Origin of the sequence: Saccharopolyspora sp. NPDC049357 (assembly GCF_040677225.1) — a bacterium.
GTDB lineage: Bacteria > Actinomycetota > Actinomycetes > Mycobacteriales > Pseudonocardiaceae > Saccharopolyspora.
The window spans coordinates 226,449-243,721 of sequence record NZ_JBFAQJ010000003.1 but is presented as its reverse complement, the minus strand read 5'-3'; the positions used below and the strand labels follow the sequence as shown (position 1 = coordinate 243,721).

15 protein-coding genes and 1 tRNA gene are annotated in these 17,273 nt (G+C 68.7%); 12 read left to right on the top strand and 4 right to left on the bottom strand.

The window, feature by feature from the left end; all coding sequences use genetic code 11:
• Positions 1–4 precede the first annotated feature (4 nt).
• The 5 genes from AB0J91_RS04370 to AB0J91_RS04350 are packed head-to-tail and all read left to right on the top strand — an operon-like array spanning position 5 to position 4,211.
• A complete protein-coding gene (locus tag AB0J91_RS04370) occupies positions 5–259 on the top strand; it encodes a hypothetical protein (protein WP_363864059.1) in 255 nt (84 codons plus the stop codon).
• A 13-nt stretch (positions 260–272) separates the two neighbouring features.
• Positions 273–1,274, top strand: coding sequence for a bifunctional DNA primase/polymerase (locus AB0J91_RS04365; protein ID WP_363864057.1), 1,002 nt, complete (start codon positions 273–275; stop codon positions 1,272–1,274).
• Between the two features lie 29 nt (positions 1,275–1,303).
• Positions 1,304–2,599, top strand: a complete 1,296-nt coding sequence (locus tag AB0J91_RS04360) for a DUF3631 domain-containing protein (protein WP_363864055.1) — start codon at positions 1,304–1,306, stop codon at positions 2,597–2,599.
• Positions 2,600–2,649: 50 nt separating this feature from the next.
• On the top strand, positions 2,650–2,844 hold the full coding sequence (locus AB0J91_RS04355) for a helix-turn-helix domain-containing protein (RefSeq protein ID WP_363864053.1): 195 nt from the start codon (positions 2,650–2,652) through the stop codon (positions 2,842–2,844).
• Positions 2,841–4,211 carry a tyrosine-type recombinase/integrase gene (locus AB0J91_RS04350; RefSeq protein ID WP_363864051.1) on the top strand — a complete coding sequence of 457 codons (1,371 nt, stop codon included), beginning with the start codon at positions 2,841–2,843 and terminating at the stop codon, positions 4,209–4,211. The genes AB0J91_RS04355 and AB0J91_RS04350 overlap by 4 nt, the downstream gene beginning before the upstream one ends.
• 133 nt (positions 4,212–4,344) lie before the next feature.
• On the opposite strand, the gene AB0J91_RS04345 is transcribed toward AB0J91_RS04350, so the two are convergent.
• A tRNA-Arg gene (locus AB0J91_RS04345) sits at positions 4,345–4,417 on the bottom strand.
• Between the two features lie 239 nt (positions 4,418–4,656).
• Between AB0J91_RS04345 and AB0J91_RS04340 the strand changes: the two genes are divergently transcribed.
• Positions 4,657–5,574: a cation diffusion facilitator family transporter gene (locus AB0J91_RS04340; protein ID WP_363864049.1), complete on the top strand. Its 918-nt coding sequence runs from the start codon at positions 4,657–4,659 to the stop codon at positions 5,572–5,574.
• Positions 5,575–5,607: 33 nt separating this feature from the next.
• On the opposite strand, the gene AB0J91_RS04335 is transcribed toward AB0J91_RS04340, so the two are convergent.
• Together AB0J91_RS04335 and AB0J91_RS04330 are read right to left on the bottom strand one after the other, a co-directional pair.
• Positions 5,608–6,231 carry a DUF305 domain-containing protein gene (locus AB0J91_RS04335; RefSeq protein WP_363864048.1) on the bottom strand — a complete coding sequence of 208 codons (624 nt, stop codon included), beginning with the start codon at positions 6,229–6,231 and terminating at the stop codon, positions 5,608–5,610.
• Between the two features lie 47 nt (positions 6,232–6,278).
• On the bottom strand, positions 6,279–7,061 hold the full coding sequence (locus AB0J91_RS04330; RefSeq protein WP_363864046.1) for a DUF3105 domain-containing protein: 783 nt from the start codon (positions 7,059–7,061) through the stop codon (positions 6,279–6,281).
• Positions 7,062–7,316: 255 nt separating this feature from the next.
• Here AB0J91_RS04330 and argS point away from each other — a divergent pair, with 255 nt between their 5' ends.
• The 6 genes from argS (at position 7,317) to rho (ending at position 16,547) form a co-directional block, all read left to right on the top strand.
• Entirely contained in the window at positions 7,317–8,978 is a 1,662-nt protein-coding gene (argS, locus tag AB0J91_RS04325) for an arginine--tRNA ligase (protein ID WP_363864044.1), read from the top strand.
• Positions 8,979–9,074: 96 nt separating this feature from the next.
• On the top strand, positions 9,075–10,493 hold the full coding sequence (gene lysA / locus AB0J91_RS04320) for a diaminopimelate decarboxylase (protein ID WP_363864042.1): 1,419 nt from the start codon (positions 9,075–9,077) through the stop codon (positions 10,491–10,493).
• Positions 10,494–11,798, top strand: coding sequence for a homoserine dehydrogenase (locus AB0J91_RS04315; protein ID WP_363794036.1), 1,305 nt, complete (start codon positions 10,494–10,496; stop codon positions 11,796–11,798).
• Positions 11,795–12,883, top strand: a complete 1,089-nt coding sequence (thrC, locus tag AB0J91_RS04310) for a threonine synthase (RefSeq protein ID WP_363794038.1) — start codon at positions 11,795–11,797, stop codon at positions 12,881–12,883. The genes AB0J91_RS04315 and thrC overlap by 4 nt, the downstream gene beginning before the upstream one ends.
• Positions 12,880–13,797, top strand: a complete 918-nt coding sequence (thrB, locus tag AB0J91_RS04305; RefSeq protein WP_363864040.1) for a homoserine kinase — start codon at positions 12,880–12,882, stop codon at positions 13,795–13,797. The genes thrC and thrB overlap by 4 nt, the downstream gene beginning before the upstream one ends.
• A gap of 872 nt (positions 13,798–14,669) precedes the next feature.
• Positions 14,670–16,547 (top strand): transcription termination factor Rho, encoded by a 1,878-nt coding sequence (rho, locus tag AB0J91_RS04300; RefSeq protein WP_363864038.1) that lies wholly within the window; start codon positions 14,670–14,672, stop codon positions 16,545–16,547.
• Between the two features lie 143 nt (positions 16,548–16,690).
• On the opposite strand, the gene AB0J91_RS04295 is transcribed toward rho, so the two are convergent.
• Positions 16,691–17,056, bottom strand: a complete 366-nt coding sequence (locus tag AB0J91_RS04295) for a hypothetical protein (RefSeq protein WP_363864036.1) — start codon at positions 17,054–17,056, stop codon at positions 16,691–16,693.
• Positions 17,057–17,273 lie beyond the last annotated feature (217 nt).

Here is a 17,273-nt window from a genome sequence, read left to right as displayed (position 1 = left end):
ACCTGTGACCCCCGCCGACTCCGCTAGCACCGTCCTGTTCCTCGCACTCCTACTGGTCACGCTCGGTTACGGCGTGACGTGCTGGTTCTGGCCGTTCAAGGCCTGCCGCACCTGCCGAGGCACCGGCAAATTGCGCTCCCCATTCCTGCGCGCCATCCGCCTCTGCCCGCCCTGCAACGGCACGGGCCTCCGCCTCCGCGCGGGCCGCCGGGGCATCAACGCCGCTCGCCGCATCCACCGCGCCAACCACCACCACTGAAAGGAGAACAGCCATGACCACGAACCTGACCATCGCCAGCTGGCTCGCCGCACAGGGCATGTATGTCTTCCCGCTGCGGCCTGGCAGTAAGCGTCCGTTCGCCAACTGCCCGCACTGCAAGGCCGGTCACGCCGCACCGGCCGCGTGCCGGTGCCTGACCGCCGAGCAGCCCTGCCACGGGCTCCTCGCCGCCAGCACCGATCAGGAGTTGATCCGGCAGTGGTGGACCCGTACCCCCGGTGCAGGAGTGGGCATCGCGACCGGGCCGTCCGGATTGGTCGTGCTCGACCTCGACCGCAAGCCCAAACCACCGGCACCGGCCGCGCACGACGTGTCCAGCCCGGTCGGCGACGGGTTGGAAGCCCTCGACGCCCTGACCATCGCCGCCGGAGCAGCGTGGCCGACCACGCTCACCGTCTCCACACCCTCCGGCGGCCGGCACCTGTACTTCCGCGCCCCCCACGGGCTGGACGTGCCCAGCGACGCCACCGGCAGAGTGGGGCACCAAATCGACGTTCGTGCCCTGGGCGGCTACGTCCTGGCACCCGGAACCAGCACCACAACACCCCCGGAGGACGTCGCCGGGTCCTACACGCGGATCTCAGTGACCGCTGAGATCGCCGAGTTCCCCGCCTGGTTGCGCCCCCGGGTCATGCCCCCGGCCTCACCAGCCCCGGCGGCTCCCAACCTCTCGGCAGCCTGCCCGGGTGATCACGCGCCGGGCTACTGGCAGCGCGTCTGGGAAGGCCAGCTGTCGAAGGTCGAGACCGAGCCGGGGGAGCGCTGGCGGCTCGTCTATGCGGCCGCGCGTCGCCTGGCCAACCTCGCCACCCACGACACCGCCCCGTGGACCGCGACCGAGGCGATCGACGCCCTAACCGCCGCTGCGCTCCGTCGACGCGAGCGCACCGGCAAGCCCCTCGAACCCGCTGCCGCCCGGCGCAACGCCCTCCGGGGTTGGGAGCGCGGAACCCACGACGGCTCGGAATCCCTGCTGGGACGAGGCGCGGCATGACGACCACCGACATGAAGGGAGGTAGCTCGATGACGGGACCCACTTTCGGCGCTGAGCTCCTGGACGAGCTCCACCAGGCGGTGACTCGCTACGTGATCCTGCCCAGTCCGCAGGCCGTCGACGCCGTGGTCTTGTGGATCGCCGCGACCCACGCCCAGCCCGCCTGGGCGCACGCCCCGCGCCTGGTCATCCGCGCACCGGAGAAGCGCTGCGGCAAGTCCCGGCTCCTCGACGTCGTCGAGGCCGCTTGCTACGAGCCGTTGATCACCGTCAACGCCTCGCCGTCGGCGGTGTACCGCTCGATCGACGAGGACCCGCCCACGATGCTCGTCGACGAGGCCGACACGATTTTCGGCGCCGACGCGGGCAGCAACGAGGACCTGCGCGGCCTGCTCAACGCCGGACACCAGCGCAACCGCCCGGCAATCCGCTTCGACGCCAACACGCGCAAGGTCGAAGCCATCCCGACCTTTGCAATGGCCGCGTTGGCCGGGATTGGCGCCATGCCCGACACGATCGAAGACCGAGCGGTCGTGATCCGAATGCGCCGCAGGGCACCGGGCGAGAAGGTCTCGCCGTTCCGCCACCGCCGCGACCGACCGGCGCTGACCCGCCTTGCAGACCGGATCAACGAGTGGCTGCGCGCTGACCTGGACAAGCTGGAAGCCGCTGAACCGGAAATGCCGCTGGAAGACCGAGCGGCCGACACCTGGGAACCACTGATCGCCCTGGCCGATCACGCCGGAGGAACGTGGCCGGAGCGAGCAAGGCAGGCCGCGGTTGACCTCCTGGCCGAAGCCAACGACAACGACCAGGGCTCGATGAAAACTCGGCTGCTCGTCGACATCCGCCGCGCGTTCGCCGATCAGCAGGCCATTTCCACCAGCGACCTGTTGGGCAAGCTCAACGCTGACCTCGAAGCGCCGTGGTGCGAGTACGGATCGTTGGGACTCAACCCCAACAAGCTTTCAAAGCTGCTGGCGGACTTCGAGATCCGCTCCGGCAACGTCCGCTTCCCGGACGGCACCCAAGCCAAGGGCTACCGCCGCGCGGACTTCGTCGACGCCTGGCAGCGCTACTGCCCGCCGGAGTCCCGAGCGGGGGAGGCGTCCCAGCCGTCCCAAGCGTCCCAGCCCAGCTCAGCCCGGGACGGCAACACCGCCCGGGACGGCACCAGCCGTCCCACCCAGATCACCGGCCCAGCCCCGTGGGACGGCAAAGGCCGTCCCAACGTCCCTAGCCGTCCCGCGCTGACCTGCATCGGGACGGATGGGACGGCTGGGACGGCAACCCCGCACACCACGAAGCAGAGGGGGATCGCATGACCGATCGAGTCCGTTCGCTCAGTTCGTCTCGACCGAAGGGAACAGCGCCGATGTCGCGCCGACGTGAGTACCTGTCGATCCCCGATCTCTGCGCGGAACTCGGGATCACGAGGGACACCTTCTACAAGTGGCGGGCCAAGGGAGCCGCGCCCAGCTGCACGAAGCTGCCGAACGGCGCGCTTCGAATCCTCCGCGACGACCTCGAAAACTGGCTCAACTCCCGGAAGGAAGCGGTGCTGCGATGAACAGCTACGACGTCAAGATCTGGGGGATCTACCCGCGCAAGAACAAGGCGGGCAAGGTGACCAGCTACAGCGTCCGATGGGGAGTCGGAAGGACGAAGTTCTTCGAGTCCTACAAATCCCGTGCTCAGGCCGACAGTTTCCGAGCGAGCCTGATCTCCGCCCAGAACCGGGGCGAGCCGTTCGACACGGTGACCGGCCGCCCCGCCTCGCTCGGATGGGCTGCGCGGGATATGTCCTGGTTCACGCTGGCTTGCGAGTACGTCGAGAAGCGTTGGCCGGACGCTGCCGCGAACACGCGGCAGACGATCGCTGAGGCGCTGATTCGGGTCGCGCCGGTCTTCCTCAAGGGAGGCAAGGGGAAACCCGATGACGCGGCGATTCGATCGATGCTCCGGGGCTGGGCGTTCAACGCTGATCAGCGAGCTAGGGGAGTGCCGGACGAGCACCGAGAAGCGATCGAGTGGTGCACCCGGAACAGCCTTCCGATCAGTGTCGTGCTGGATGAGGCGAAGCAACACGAGCTTGAGCGAGCAGCGACGCTGAAGCTGTCCGGTGAGAAGTACGCCCCGACCGTCGCTCGCAAAACCCGCTCGGTTCTCTCGCACTTCCTCACCTACGCAGTGAAAGAAAAGGCCCTGGAAACGAACCCGCTGCGGGAAACCAAGTGGGAGTCGATGCCGAAGGGGAGTCGAACGGTTGACCCGCGCACGGTGCCGAATCCGGTTCAGGCAAGGACATTGCTGCACGCGGTGCGCCAGATCAAGCGCAGCGGCCCGAGGCTGGAAGCGTTCTTTGCCGTCATGTACTTCGCGGCATTGAGGCCGGAAGAGGTGGTGGCGTTGACCATCGACGACATCGACCTACCGAAGAAGGGGTGGGGAGAGATCTCCGTCGGCAAGGCTCACCCGTACGCGGGAAAGCACTGGACAGGAACGGGTGACGTCCGCGATAAGCGCGGAGTCAAAGCACGTGAACAGGGCGAACACCGGTTGGTCCCATGTCCGCCCGAACTGACAGATCAACTGCACCGCCATGTCCGGGCTTACAAGTCGGGGGAGAGAGGTCTGCTGTTCGAAGGGGACCAGGGCGGCCCGATTCCGCAGATCACCTACACCCGCGTGTGGAGGGCAGCTAGGGCGGTGGCGTTCACACCGAAGGTGGTCTCAACCCGGTTGGCGCGTCGGCCCTACTCGCTGCGGCACGCGGCCGTGAGCACCTGGCTCGCTGCGGGAGCTGACCCGGCGGTGGTCGCTCGGTGGGCTGGCCACTCCGTCGCGGTGCTGTGGGAGGTCTACGCGGCCTGTCTGCACGGTCAGGACGTGATCGCCCGCAAGCAGGTGGAGGACTTCTTCGGCTACCAGGCCTAGTCGAGGTTTGCACACTCATTGCACACCAGCACCGGCTGAGAGCGGCTGACACGGGCCGACAGTGGCTGACGCACAAAACCGCCCCTGACCTAGTTCTTACTGGTCAGGGGCGGTTTTCTCGGTCTTTCTGAGGCGCCCTCGACAGGATTCGAACCTGTGACACCTGCCTCCGGAGGGCAGTGCTCTATCCACTGAGCTACGAGGGCTCGTCGCTGCGGACGATCGATAGCTTATCGCACGCCGCACGCGTGTTTGGGATGGGGTCGGATTGCTGCCCTCGACGGTGTTCATCTGGGAGTTGCCGGTGGATGGGCGCTTGGGAACCTTCCTGTCACCGCGCCTCGGTGGGCGGGGTGGTGATCTGAGTTGCAGGGCACTTTCGTCCCGCGCTTCAAATCATGCATACTTTGCTATGTATCTGACCTGGACGTGAGGAGGCGAAGAGATGGGGCACGGTCATGGGCACGGATCCGCCGCCGATGCGGTCCACGCGTCCGGCCGCTACGTGACCAGGCTGTCCATTGCCTTCGGCGTGCTGCTCGCCTTCTTCGTGCTGGAAGCCGTCGTCGGGTGGCTGACGTCGTCGCTCGCCCTGCTGTCCGACGCAGGGCACATGCTCACCGACGTCCTGGGGGTGGGGATGGCGCTGGCGGCGATCACCGCTGCGCGACGTCCCGTAGGCAACAAGCGCACCTTCGGTCTCTACCGCATCGAAGTTCTCGCAGCGCTGGCCAACGCTGTGCTGCTGTTCGGCGTCGCCGGCTACATCCTGTTCGAGTCCGTGGAGCGGTTCCGGCAGCCGCAGGAGGTCGCCGGCCTGCCGATGATGGTCACCGCGGCCGCCGGTCTGCTGGCCAACCTCGTCGTGTTCGCGCTGCTGCGCAAGGGCGCGGGCGAGAGCCTCAACGTGCGCGGCGCCTACCTGGAAGTCCTCGCTGACACCGTCGGCTCGGCAGGGGTGCTCGTCGGCGGCTTCGTGACCTGGGCGTTCGGCTGGTACCTCGCCGACCCGATCATCGCCGTCGGTGTCGGGCTCTTCGTCCTGCCCCGAACCTTCACGCTCGCCCGTCAAGCGCTGCGGATCCTGGTGCAGCAGGCTCCGGAGGGTCTCGACGTGCAGGCGATGCGCAGCGATCTGGCCGCGCTGCCGTCGGTCACGGAGGTTCACGACCTGCACGTGTGGACGCTGACGTCGGGCATGGAGGTCGCCTCCGCCCACCTGACGGCAGGTCCCGACGCAGACCACGGCGGTGTCCTCACCGCCGCGCAGCGGCTGCTCTCGGATCGCTACCGGATCGAGCACGCGACCCTGCAGGTCGAGCCCGCCGAATGCGCTCGCCGCTGCCGGGAGCTGACCTGGTGAACGCGGCTCAGAATGAGCGGAAGGTTCCCATGCTCACGCCAGCGGCTTGGCGCCGCGCTGGCTGAGCATGGTCTTCATCAGCTCCATCTCGCTGCCCTGGGAGCCGAGCATGTTCTTCGCCAGGGCGCGGACCGCGGGGACCGCGGCGTGCGTCGCGCCGTACTCGGCCATCGGAGCTCCACCCTGGTGGTGGCGCAGCATCAGCTGCAGGAAGTAGACGTCGAACTCCGGGCCTCGAAGCGAGCCGAGCCGGGAGAGCTCCTCGCTGGTGGCCATGCCCGGCATCAAGGCGCCGCCGGACATCGGCATCGGCATCGGAGCGGCGCCGTGCTGGTGGCCACCGGTCTCGGTCATCCACTGCATGACCGGCCCCGTCGTCTGGGCCGGCTGGTTCCAGATGCCCAACCAGCCCTGCATGCGACCGATCTGGTCTCGCTGGTTGGTCTCGATGTCGAAAGCGAGCTGCCGGGTGGCGACGTCATCGGCGCGTTCCCGCGCCAGCGTCGCCATGGTCACCGCCTGCTGGTGGTGGACGCTCATGTCCTGCGAGAACCCGACGTCGACCGCCGTGGCCTCGGGCTCTGCGCTGTCGAAGGACGGCACCCGGATCAGCAGTCCGAGCGCCGCCCCCAACAGCAGCAGGGAGAAAGCCGCCACGATGGCGACGATGACCTGCGAAACGCGTCGTGCCTGGGGCAACGGGCTCACTGGCCCATTTCGCCGGTGCCGGTGTTCGCGCCCTTGCCGTCCATGGTGACCGCATCCGGGCCGGGCGGAGTCGCGTCGAACTTCGGCGGGCTGTTGGTGTCGAACGCACCCGGGTAGGCCTGGCAGGAACCGCCGACCTCGGGGTACACGCCGTTGTTGTTCAGGCGCAGCGCGGTGATGAACTGGTCGATCCGCGGGTCGTCGGCGCTGTCGACCTTGAGCTGGTGCCCCCAGGACTGCAGCGAGATCGGCTTGTCCAGGCCCGGGTACGGCGACAGCATCGTGTACGGCTTGCCCTGGGCGCGGACCTTGAGGCGGTCCAGGCCGGCCTGGTCGACCTTCTCCGGGTTGTAGGCGATCCAGACCGCGCCGTGCTCCAGCGAGTGGATCATGTTCTCGGTGCGAACCGCCTGCGGGTAGACCACACCGGTGCAGTCGGCCCAGACGCCGTCGTGCGGGCCGCCGAACGGCGGGTTCTTGTCGTAGGCGACGCGCTGGCTCGGGGTGACGTGCAGCTGCGCCTTGTAGTCAGCGGTGACGACCCCGGGGATCGTCTTCGACGGGTCCGGGTTCTGCGGCGACGGCTTGAACGCCTCGGTGGCCTTCTCCGCGGCTGCCTGCGCATCGCGCGTCGCGGCCTGATCGGACCACCGGGTGTAGGCGTATCCGAAGATCACCGCTGCGAACACCGCGACCACCGTCACCCCGGAGACCAGCAGCCACGGGATGGATCGTTGGTTCACCACGGCGGCGCCGCGCACCGCTTTGTTCTTAGCCATGCTGCTCGCAAACCTCGTCTCGCCAGAACCGGGGGACAGCGCCCGCCAGTGTAGAGATTGCCCGTGTGGCGGTGTGCCGATAGGCAAATGCTCGCCACCACACGTTCTCACACACAGACAACGCTTCGATCACGCCCCGTGGTCGCCTCGCGCGCGTCGCCCAATCCCGGCTGGGCCGAACGGCCCTCGTCGAGTCCACGGAGTGGGCGGCACCCGGCGTCTGAACTGGGTGGAAGGATCCCTAAACTTCACAGGGTGACTCCTGCCGCGCTCGCTGAACTGGTCCGCAACACCGCCGTCGACGTGCTCTCCGCCCGTGGGCTGGACACGTCGGTGCTGCCTGAGGCGGTCACCGTCGAGCGCCCGCGAAACCCGGAGCACGGCGACTACGCGACCAACATCGCGATGCAGGTCGCCAAGAAGGCAGGGGTCGCCCCGCGCGACCTCGCCACCTGGCTCGCCGAGGCGCTGACCAGCCAGGACGCCATCGACGTGGCCGACGTCGCCGGTCCCGGCTTCCTGAACCTGCGGCTCGCGCCCGACGCCCAGGGCCAGATCGTGCGCGAGGCGCTGGGCAGCGGCGCCGAGTACGGCAAGGGCGACCTCTACAACGGCCTGAAGGTGAACCTGGAGTTCGTCTCGGCCAACCCGACCGGCCCCATCCACCTCGGCGGCACCCGCTGGGCGGCCGCCGGCGATGCGCTGGGACGGGTACTTTCCGCTCAGGGCGCCGAGGTGACCCGCGAGTACTACTTCAACGACGCCGGTGCGCAGATCGACCGCTTCGTCCGATCCCTCATCGCCGGGGCCAAGGGCGAGCCCGCCCCGGAGGACGGCTACGGCGGCGGCTACATCGCCGAGATCGCCGACCAGGTCCTCAAGGCGGAGCCGGGCGTGCTGGAACAGCCCGAGGACGAGCGGCACGAGACCTTCCGCCGCGTCGGCGTCGGGTTGATGTTCGAAGAGATCAAGCAGAGCCTGAACGATTTCGGCACCGTCTTCGACGTCTACTTCCACGAGGACTCGCTGCACAGCTCCGGCCAGGTCGAGACCTGCGTCGAGCAGCTCAAGGCCTCCGATCACCTCTACTACACCGACGGCGCCTGGTGGCTGCGCTCCACCGAGTACGGCGACGACAAGGACCGGGTCGTCATCAAGAGCGACGGCGCGCCGGCCTACATCGCCGGCGACATCGCCTACCTGCGCGACAAGCGGTCCCGCGGTTTCGACCTGTGCATCTACATGCTCGGTGCCGACCACCACGGCTACATCGCCCGGCTCAAGGCCGCAGCCGCGGCGCTCGGCGACGACCCCTCGGTGGTCGAGGTGCTGATCGGCCAGATGGTGAACCTGATGCGCGACGGCAAACCCGTCCGCATGAGCAAGCGCAACGGCACCGTGGTCACCCTCGAGGACCTCGTCGAGGCCGTGGGCGTCGATGCCGCGCGCTACTCGCTGATCCGCTCCTCGGTGGACTCCGCGGTGGACATCGACCTGGACCTGATCAGCAAGCGCACCAACGAGAACCCGGTCTTCTACGTGCAGTACGCGCACGCCCGGTTGTCGTCGCTGCAGCGCAACGCCACCTCCCTGGGCATCGAGCGGGGATCCGTGGAGAATGCCGATCTGTCGCTGCTCACCCACGAACGTGAGGGCGACCTGATCCGCACCCTGGGCGAGTTCCCCCGCGTGGTGCGCTCGGCCGCCCAGCTGCGCGAACCGCACCGGGTGGCTCGTTACCTGGAGGACGTGGCCAGCGCGTACCACAAGTTCTACGACGCGTGCCGCGTGCTGCAGCCCGGTGACGACCAGTCCAACCCGCTGACCATCGCCCGGCTGCAGCTGTGCGAGGCCACCCGCCAGGTGCTGGCCAACGGTCTGGGCCTGCTCGGCGTGAGCGCGCCGGAACAGATGTAATCGCAGGCGGATGGCTCACCCTCGACGAGGAGGGTGCCGTGCCGCCTGATTTCACCGCCTGTCCAGCGGCAGGCTGCGCGAAGGAGCTTTGTCAACATGCGCGCCCATCCCGCCGGGCCTCGGCACGCCGATGTCGTGCCACCCGGCAACACCGCAGGACCGTCTCCGGCGAGCTCCGGGGAGATCGATCAGCTGCACCCCCAGGTGTGGCCGCGCAACAGCGAGCGCGGCGCTGACGGCGTCGTCCGCGTCGCCGGCCTGGACGTGCGGGAACTCGCCGAGCAGTACGGCACGCCGCTGTTCGTGCTCGACGAGGACGACTTCCGGTCCCGCGCTCGCGACTACGCCCAGGCGTTCGGCGACCCGTCCGCCGTGCACTACGCCTCCAAGGCGTTCCTGTGCACCGAGGTGGCCCGCTGGGTCGCCGAGGAGGGGCTGAGCCTGGACGTGTGCAGCGGCGGCGAACTCGCCGTGGCGCTGCGCGCGGGGTTCCCGGCTGAGCGCATCACGTTCCACGGCAACAACAAGTCCGTGGCCGAGCTGACCGCCGCCGTGGAGGCCGGGGTCGGCTCGGTGGTGCTGGACTCGTTCCACGAGATCGCCCGGCTCGACCACATCGCCACCCAGCGCGGCGCTCGGCAGCGGGTGCTGGTGCGGGTGACCGTCGGCGTCGAGGCGCACACCCACGAGTTCATCGCCACCGCGCACGAGGACCAGAAGTTCGGGTTCTCGCTGGCCGCGGGGCAGGCAGCCGAGGCCGTGGCCCGGGTGCTCAAGGCCGATTCGCTGGAGCTGGCCGGTCTGCACAGCCACATCGGTTCGCAGATCTTCGAGGTGGACGGTTTCGAGCTGGCCGCGCACCGGGTGGTGCGCCTGCTGGCCGAGTTGCGCGAGGAGCACGGCGAGGACGCGCTGGCTTCCGCCGACACCGTCGACCTCGGTGGCGGGCTGGGCATCGCCTACACCCCGGACGACGACCCGATGCCTCCATCGCAGCTGGCCACCCGGCTGTTCGAGATCGTGGGCAAGGAAGCCGACAACGCTGGTCTTCCGGTTCCCAAGATCGCGGTGGAGCCGGGTCGCGCCATCGTCGGCCCGAGCATGATCACCGTCTACGAGGTGGGCACGATCAAGGACGTCGCGCTGGGAGCCGACGTCGAGCGCCGTTACGTCAGCGTTGACGGCGGGATGAGCGACAACATCCGCACCTCGCTCTACGACGCGGTCTACGACAGCCGATTGGTGTCGCGTTCGGCCGAAGCGGAGCCGGTTCTGTCCCGCATCGTGGGCAAGCACTGTGAATCCGGTGACGTAGTGGTGCGCGATTGCTGGCTTCCAGAGGACATTGCTCCGGGAGACCTGCTCGCGGTGGCTGCCACCGGGGCGTACTGCTACGTGATGGCCAGCAACTACAACCGCCTGCCCAAGCCGCCGGTGGTTGCGGTTCGCGCTGGTCAGGCGCGATTGTTGCTGCGCAGGGAAACCGAGAACGACCTGCTCCGGCTGGAGGTGTGAGTGATCCGGGACCGTGAACCGATCAGGGTCGCGCTGTTGGGCTGCGGCACCGTGGGCACCGAGGTGCTGCGGCTGCTGCGGGACCAACCGGAGGAATTCGCGGCGCGCACGGGGGCCCCGATGCTGGTCACCGGCGTCGCGGTGCGGCGCCCGCACAAGCATCCCGAGGTGCCAGAGAACCTGCTGACCACCGATGCCCAGGCGTTGGTGGAAGGTGACGTCGATGTCGTCGTCGAGCTCATCGGCGGCATCGAACCGGCCCGATCGCTGCTGCTCACCGCGCTGCGTTCGGGCAAGTCGGTGGTCACGGCGAACAAGGCGCTGCTGGCCGAGCACGGGTCGGAGCTGTACGCGGCTGCCGACGAGGCGGGCACCGACATCTACTTCGAGGCCGCCGTGGCGGGGGCCATTCCGCTGCTGCGGCCGCTGCGCGAGTCGTTGGCCGGTGACCGGATCAACCGGGTCATGGGCATCGTCAACGGCACGACGAACTACATCCTGTCGGCGATGGATTCCACCGGAGCCGGCTACTCGGAGACCCTCGACGAGGCCGGGCGCCTGGGCTACGCGGAGGCGGATCCGACGGCGGACGTGGACGGTTTCGACGCTGCGGCGAAGGCAGCCATCCTCGCGTCGCTGGCCTTCCACACCCGCGTGACGGCCAGTGATGTGCACCGGGAGGGGATCTCCGCGGTCACTCCGGGCGACATCGCGGCGGCGGCGACCCTCGATCGCACGGTGAAGCTGCTGGCGATCTGCGAGCGGGTGATCGACGAGGACGGCACCGAGTCGGTGTCGGCGCGCGTGCACCCGGCGATGATCCCGCGCAGCCATCCGCTGGCCGGTGTGGGCGGGGCGTTCAACGCGGTGTTCGTGGAGGCCGAGGCCGCCGGTCAGCTCATGTTCTACGGGCAGGGCGCCGGGGGCGCCCCTACGGCGAGCGCGGTGTTGGGAGACCTCGTGGCGGTCGCCCGGAACCTGGTCGTCAAGGGCAAGGGGCCGCGGGAGTCCGCGCACGCCCAGCTGCCGGTCCAGCCGATGGGCAATACCCCGACCCGCTACCACATCAGTCTCGACGTGGCCGACAAACCTGGTGTCCTCTCGCAGGTCGCGGCGACGTTCAACGAGCACGATGTGAGCATTTCGGTGGTGCGTCAGCAGGGCAGAGGTGCGGAGGCCAGTCTCGTGGTGGTCACGCACACCGCCCCCGACGCGGCACTTTCGTCCACAGTGGACAAAATCGCGCAGCTCCCGATTGTGCGCGAAGTGGTCAGCGTGATGCGCGTGGAAGGTGAACCGACGTGACGAACATCCAGAGTGCTCCGCCGCGGTCCGGGGCCGGGTGGCCGGGCCTGATCGAGGCCTACCGGGACCGGGTGGAGGTTCCCGACGGGGCTCACGTCGTGACCCTGCAGGAGGGCAACACCCCGCTGGTTCCTGCGCCGTACCTGTCCGAGCAGACGGGATGCACCGTCTACCTGAAGGTCGAGGGTGCCAACCCGACCGGTTCGTTCAAGGACCGCGGCATGACGGTGGCCATCACCCACGCGCTCGCCGAGGGCAGCAAGGCCGTCATCTGCGCCTCCACCGGCAACACCTCGGCCTCGGCAGCCGCCTACGCCGCCCGCGCGGGGCTGACCTCCGCGGTGCTGGTGCCCCGGGGCAAGATCGCGCTGGGCAAGCTCGCCCAGGCCGTGGTGCACGGCGCCAAGATCCTGCAGGTGCAGGGCAACTTCGACGACTGCCTGGAACTGGCCCGCAAGACCGCCGCCGAGCACCCGGTCACCCTGGTCAACTCGGTCAACCCGGTCCGCTTGGAGGGCCAGAAGACCGCGTCGTTCGAGATCTGCGACGTGCTGGGCCGCGCCCCCGACATCCACTGCCTGCCGGTCGGCAACGCCGGCAACATCACGGCCTACTGGAAGGGCTACACCGAGTACCACCGCGACGGGATCACCGACTCGCTGCCGCGGATGTTCGGTTTCCAGGCCGCGGGTGCCGCGCCGCTGGTGCACGGTCAGCCGGTCGCCGAGCCCGAGACGATCGCGACCGCGATCCGCGTCGGCAGCCCGGCTTCCTGGCAGGGCGCGGTCAAGGCCAAGGACGCTTCGAATGGCCTGTTCTCGGCGGTGACGGATGAGGAGATCCTCAACGCCTACCGGGTTCTCGCGGGCCGGGAGGGCGTGTTCGTCGAGCCCGCGTCGGCCTCGAGCGTGGCGGGGCTGCTGGCCAGTTCCGCCGACGGAAGCCTGCCGAAGGGTTCCGTCGTGGTCTGCACCGTCACCGGTCACGGGTTGAAGGATCCCGACACCGCGCTGGCGGGCATGGTCGAGGTCGAGCCGCTGCCGGTCGACCCGAGCGCGGTCGCCGACGCGTTGGAGTTGCGTTGAGCTCGCTCCCGGCGCGGTCGGTCCGGGTCGAGGTTCCCGCGTCGACGGCGAACCTCGGCTCCGGTTTCGACGCGCTGGGCATGGCGTTGTCCTTGTGCGACACGGTCTTCGCGCGCGTGATCGACGGCCCGCCCGGTACGGCGACGGTGTCGGTGGCCGGGCAGGGCGCGGGGTTGCTGCCCGGCGATGAGCGGCACCTCGTCGTCCGCGTCGTGCACGACACCCTGGTGGAACTGGGGATTCAGGACCTGCCCGCCCTCGATCTGCACTGCGAGAACAACATTCCGCATTCGCGGGGGCTGGGATCCTCCGCGGCGGCGATCGTCGCCGGTATCGCCGTCGCGCACGGTTTGGCGGGAATCGACCTGCGGGCAACGGAAAACGTCGAGCGCGCGCTGCACCTGGCGGCGGTGCGCGAGGGGCACGCCGACAACGTGGCGGCGAGCCTGCTCGGAGATTTCGTCGTCGCCTGGCGGGAATCCGACCGCTTCCGCGCGGCGAGCGTGCCGGCGCATCCGGACGTGTCGCCGGTCGCCTTTGTGCCGCAAGGGGAATCGTCGACGCACGTGACGCGGGGGCTGCTGCCGGAGCGGGTTCCGCACGCCGACGCCGCGTTCGCGGCAGGTCGTGCTGCGCTCGCCGTGCACGCGATCACCCGTGACCCGTCGCTGCTGCTGGCCGCGACCGATGACCGGCTGCACCAGGACTACCGCGAACCGGCGTGGCCGGAGACCGTCGCGCTGGTGCGCGCGCTGCGCGCCGAGGGGATCGCGGCGGCCGTGTCCGGCGCGGGCCCGACCGTGCTGGCGCTCCCGAGCAAGAACGCGAACGCGCACGAGGTTGCTCCGAGCGGGTTCAAGGCGCTGGATCTTCCGGTCGATCGCGAAGGTGTCCGAACGCACGTCGAGGGCTGATTCCGCGCGCTGGTCATCTCGTGTTGAGTCGCCGTCCCCGGGCTGTGCGCTGAGTGGAAAAGGGCAGTTCACCGGCCCGGGGCGCGGCGGTTTCGCGAGAAGTGGTAGAAAGGAAGTGTCGCCGACGATCCGGCTGTGCGAGGCGCCGGAGGAAACTAGGCGGACCTGATCTTCGACTTCGAGGATCGCGCCCGCTTCCGGGGGCCTTCGTTTCGCTGAATGTCGACGGCACGATCTGCAAGGGCGCCACGCCCAGGGGGTTGTTGCACCCGAACTACGGGGCGTCTACCCTCAAGGTCAATCAGTCACCGCGCCTAGGGCCGGTGCCGTGCCCGGAACATCGTTTTCCGGGGCGCATCTCCCGCTGTGAATTGGACTCCGCCCGACAAGGGCGAAGATCAACTTAGGCGGGTCTGGCGACCGCGGTGACCGAGGCAGGAGTTGTCAACTCAAAGTGAGTTTGCTTCGGGATCATCGGCGCCAATCCGTTGCCGATGTCGGGGTGGGGGCTTTAAGTTCCACGGTGTGGCCTCCCAAGGTGACCATGACGCCGACCCGGATCCTGAAGTTTCCCGGTTCACCACCGGGGCAATCCGAGAGTCGGGGATTCCTGGAATGAGGCGGCAGGACGTGCATCGGCACGTGTGGATCGGAGTGGATGCGTCGCACATGAACCACGCGAGCCGGGTGCCTCCCACTGCCCGGTGCTGCTGGTTCCCCGAGCCAACGTCGAAGTCGGTAATGCTGCGTCCGAGGGGCGAATCCGACCGGCGAAAGGGCTGGTAGCACATACCGGCCGTCCGCACTCAAACGAGCGGGCGGGCAATCCGCTGGGTCGCGTAGGAGGCGCGGTCCGGTCAGGAAGGACATTCGTGAGCAACACCGATCTGTTGAGCAGCGAGGCCGCCAACGGCACCTCATCTGCTGGCCAGCAGGACGCCGAGGCCAACGGCACTCCGCGGCGACGCGGCGGACTCTCAGGCATGGTTCTTGCCGAGCTGCGCCAACTCGCGGGGGAACTGGGGATCGAGACCGGGGGCCTCCGCAAGGGCGACCTGATCGCCGCGATCAAGGAGAAGCAGGGCGGCGGCAGCACTGCGCCGCGGACCCGCTCGACCGCGAAGAAGGCGCAGGTGCGCAGCGAAGAATCCCCCGCCAAGGGAAGCCAGCCGACCCTCGACAGCACCAGCAACGAGGGCGACAACGCCTCGCGCGACACCGCGGCCGAGTCGAACAACAACGGCTCCGCCCCCACGCGCACCCGCACCCGGCGGCAGTCCGGCGAAAGTGGCGGTGACGACGACAATCGTCGTGGCAACAACCGCCGCCGCCGTTCCAACGGGCGCAACGCGGGCACCGAGTCGGGCGGTGCCGACGACCAGCGCGGCGGCGGCACCGCCGAGCGCAAGTCCGAGAACAACCGGCAGGACCGGGACAACCGCCAGGACCGGCAGGACCGGGACAACAATCGTCAGGATCGCCAGGACCGGGACAACCGGCAGGACGATGACGACGAGGGCGGTCGCCGGGGCCGAGGTGGCCGTCGCTTCCGCGACCGCCGCCGCAACCGCGGTCGTGGTGAAGGTGGCGAGCCGGAGGTCCGCGAGGACGACGTCCTGCTGCCCGTCGCCGGCATCCTCGACGTGCTGGAGAACTACGCCTTCGTGCGCACCTCCGGCTACCTGGCCGGCCCGAACGACGTCTACGTCTCGCTGTCGCTGGTGCGCAAGTACGGCCTGCGCCGCGGTGACGCGATCAAGGGCGTCATCAAGCAGCCTCGCGAGGGCGAGCAGCAGCGGCAGAAGTTCAACCCGCTGGTGCGGGTGGACTCCATCAACGGCCTGGAGCCGGAAGCGGCCAAGAGCCGCTCCGAGTTCCACAAGCTGACGCCGCTGTACCCGAACGAGCGGCTGCGTCTGGAGACCGAGCCGCAGAACTTGACCGGCCGGATCATCGACCTGGTGATGCCCGTCGGCAAGGGGCAGCGCGCGCTGATCGTCTCGCCGCCCAAGGCCGGTAAGACGATGGTGCTGCAGGCGATCGCCAACGCGATCACCACGAACAACCCCGAGTGCCACCTGATGGTCGTCCTGGCGGACGAGCGTCCGGAAGAGGTCACCGACATGCAGCGCTCGGTCAAGGGTGAGGTCATCGCCTCCACCTTCGACCGTCCGCCGTCGGACCACACCACGGTCGCCGAGCTGTCCATCGAGCGCGCCAAGCGCCTGGTGGAGATGGGCCACGACGTCGTCGTGCTGCTGGACTCGATCACCCGTCTGGGCCGCGCCTACAACCTGGCGGCCCCGGCATCCGGGCGAATCCTGTCCGGTGGTGTCGACTCCACCGCCCTGTACCCGCCGAAGCGGTTCCTGGGCGCGGCTCGCAACATCGAGAACGGCGGTTCGCTGACCATCTTCGCCACCGCGCTGGTGGAGACCGGTTCGACCATGGACACGGTCATCTTCGAGGAGTTCAAGGGCACCGGTAACGCGGAGCTCAAGCTGGACCGCAAGCTCGCCGACAAGCGGCTGTTCCCGGCGGTCGACGTGGACTCCTCCAGCACCCGCAAGGACGAGATCCTGCTGTCCTCGGACGAGCTGGCCGTCACGCACAAGCTGCGCCGGGTGCTCTCCGCCCTCGACGCGCAGCAGGCTCTGGAACTCCTGCAGGACCGGTTGCGCAAGTCGCGCACCAACATCGAGTTCCTGATGCAGGTCGCCAAGACCACCCCGGGCAAGGACGACGACTGATCGTCCCCACCGGAAAGCAGGGCCCGCACCCGAGTGGTGCGGGCCCTGCTTTTTGCGTTGGGGGTGACAGGAAGGTTCCCGTGCTCAGCCCTGCTCAGCGGGGCGGTGACAGGAAGGTTCCCTTGCTCACCGGTGCCGCGCGCTCACGAGGTGAGGTAGTCGGCCTTGTCGCGCGTAGCGGCGTTGCGCATCAGCATCGCCGCGAGCAGGACCGCTGCGATCGGTCCGATGATCAGAGCGGCGCCGATCGGCAGCGTGAAGGCGTCCAGGGCGACCGCGCACGCGACCATCGCCAGCGGATAGGCGATGCGCAGGCTCAGCCGCTGCCAGCGGAAGCGCCACTGCACTTGGTCGGCGCTGAACAGCGCGAGCCCGGCGGCGAAGCCGAACAGCAGCGGAGCCGACAGCGACAGCTCGCTCTGCAGCGTCGGTTCGTTCTGTAACGCCAGCAGGTCGATCAGCGCGGCGACGCCGGTGGCGCTGCCCAAGAAGAGCAGAGGGAGGGACACCCACGACTTGATCGTGAGTTTCCCCAGCACAGCGCAGAACAACACGCGCAAATGATGAACGGTGTTCACGGGGTTGTGCATCTCGGGTGCGCCTGGTCTCGGCAGGCGGTTGCTCTGCTGCGCCGGGCGGTCGCACTGGTGCGACGAGCGGCTCCGGGAATACTGGCCCGAACACCTGCGTTGCAGGTCGCGTGCCGTGGTCTGGCACAATTGAAGG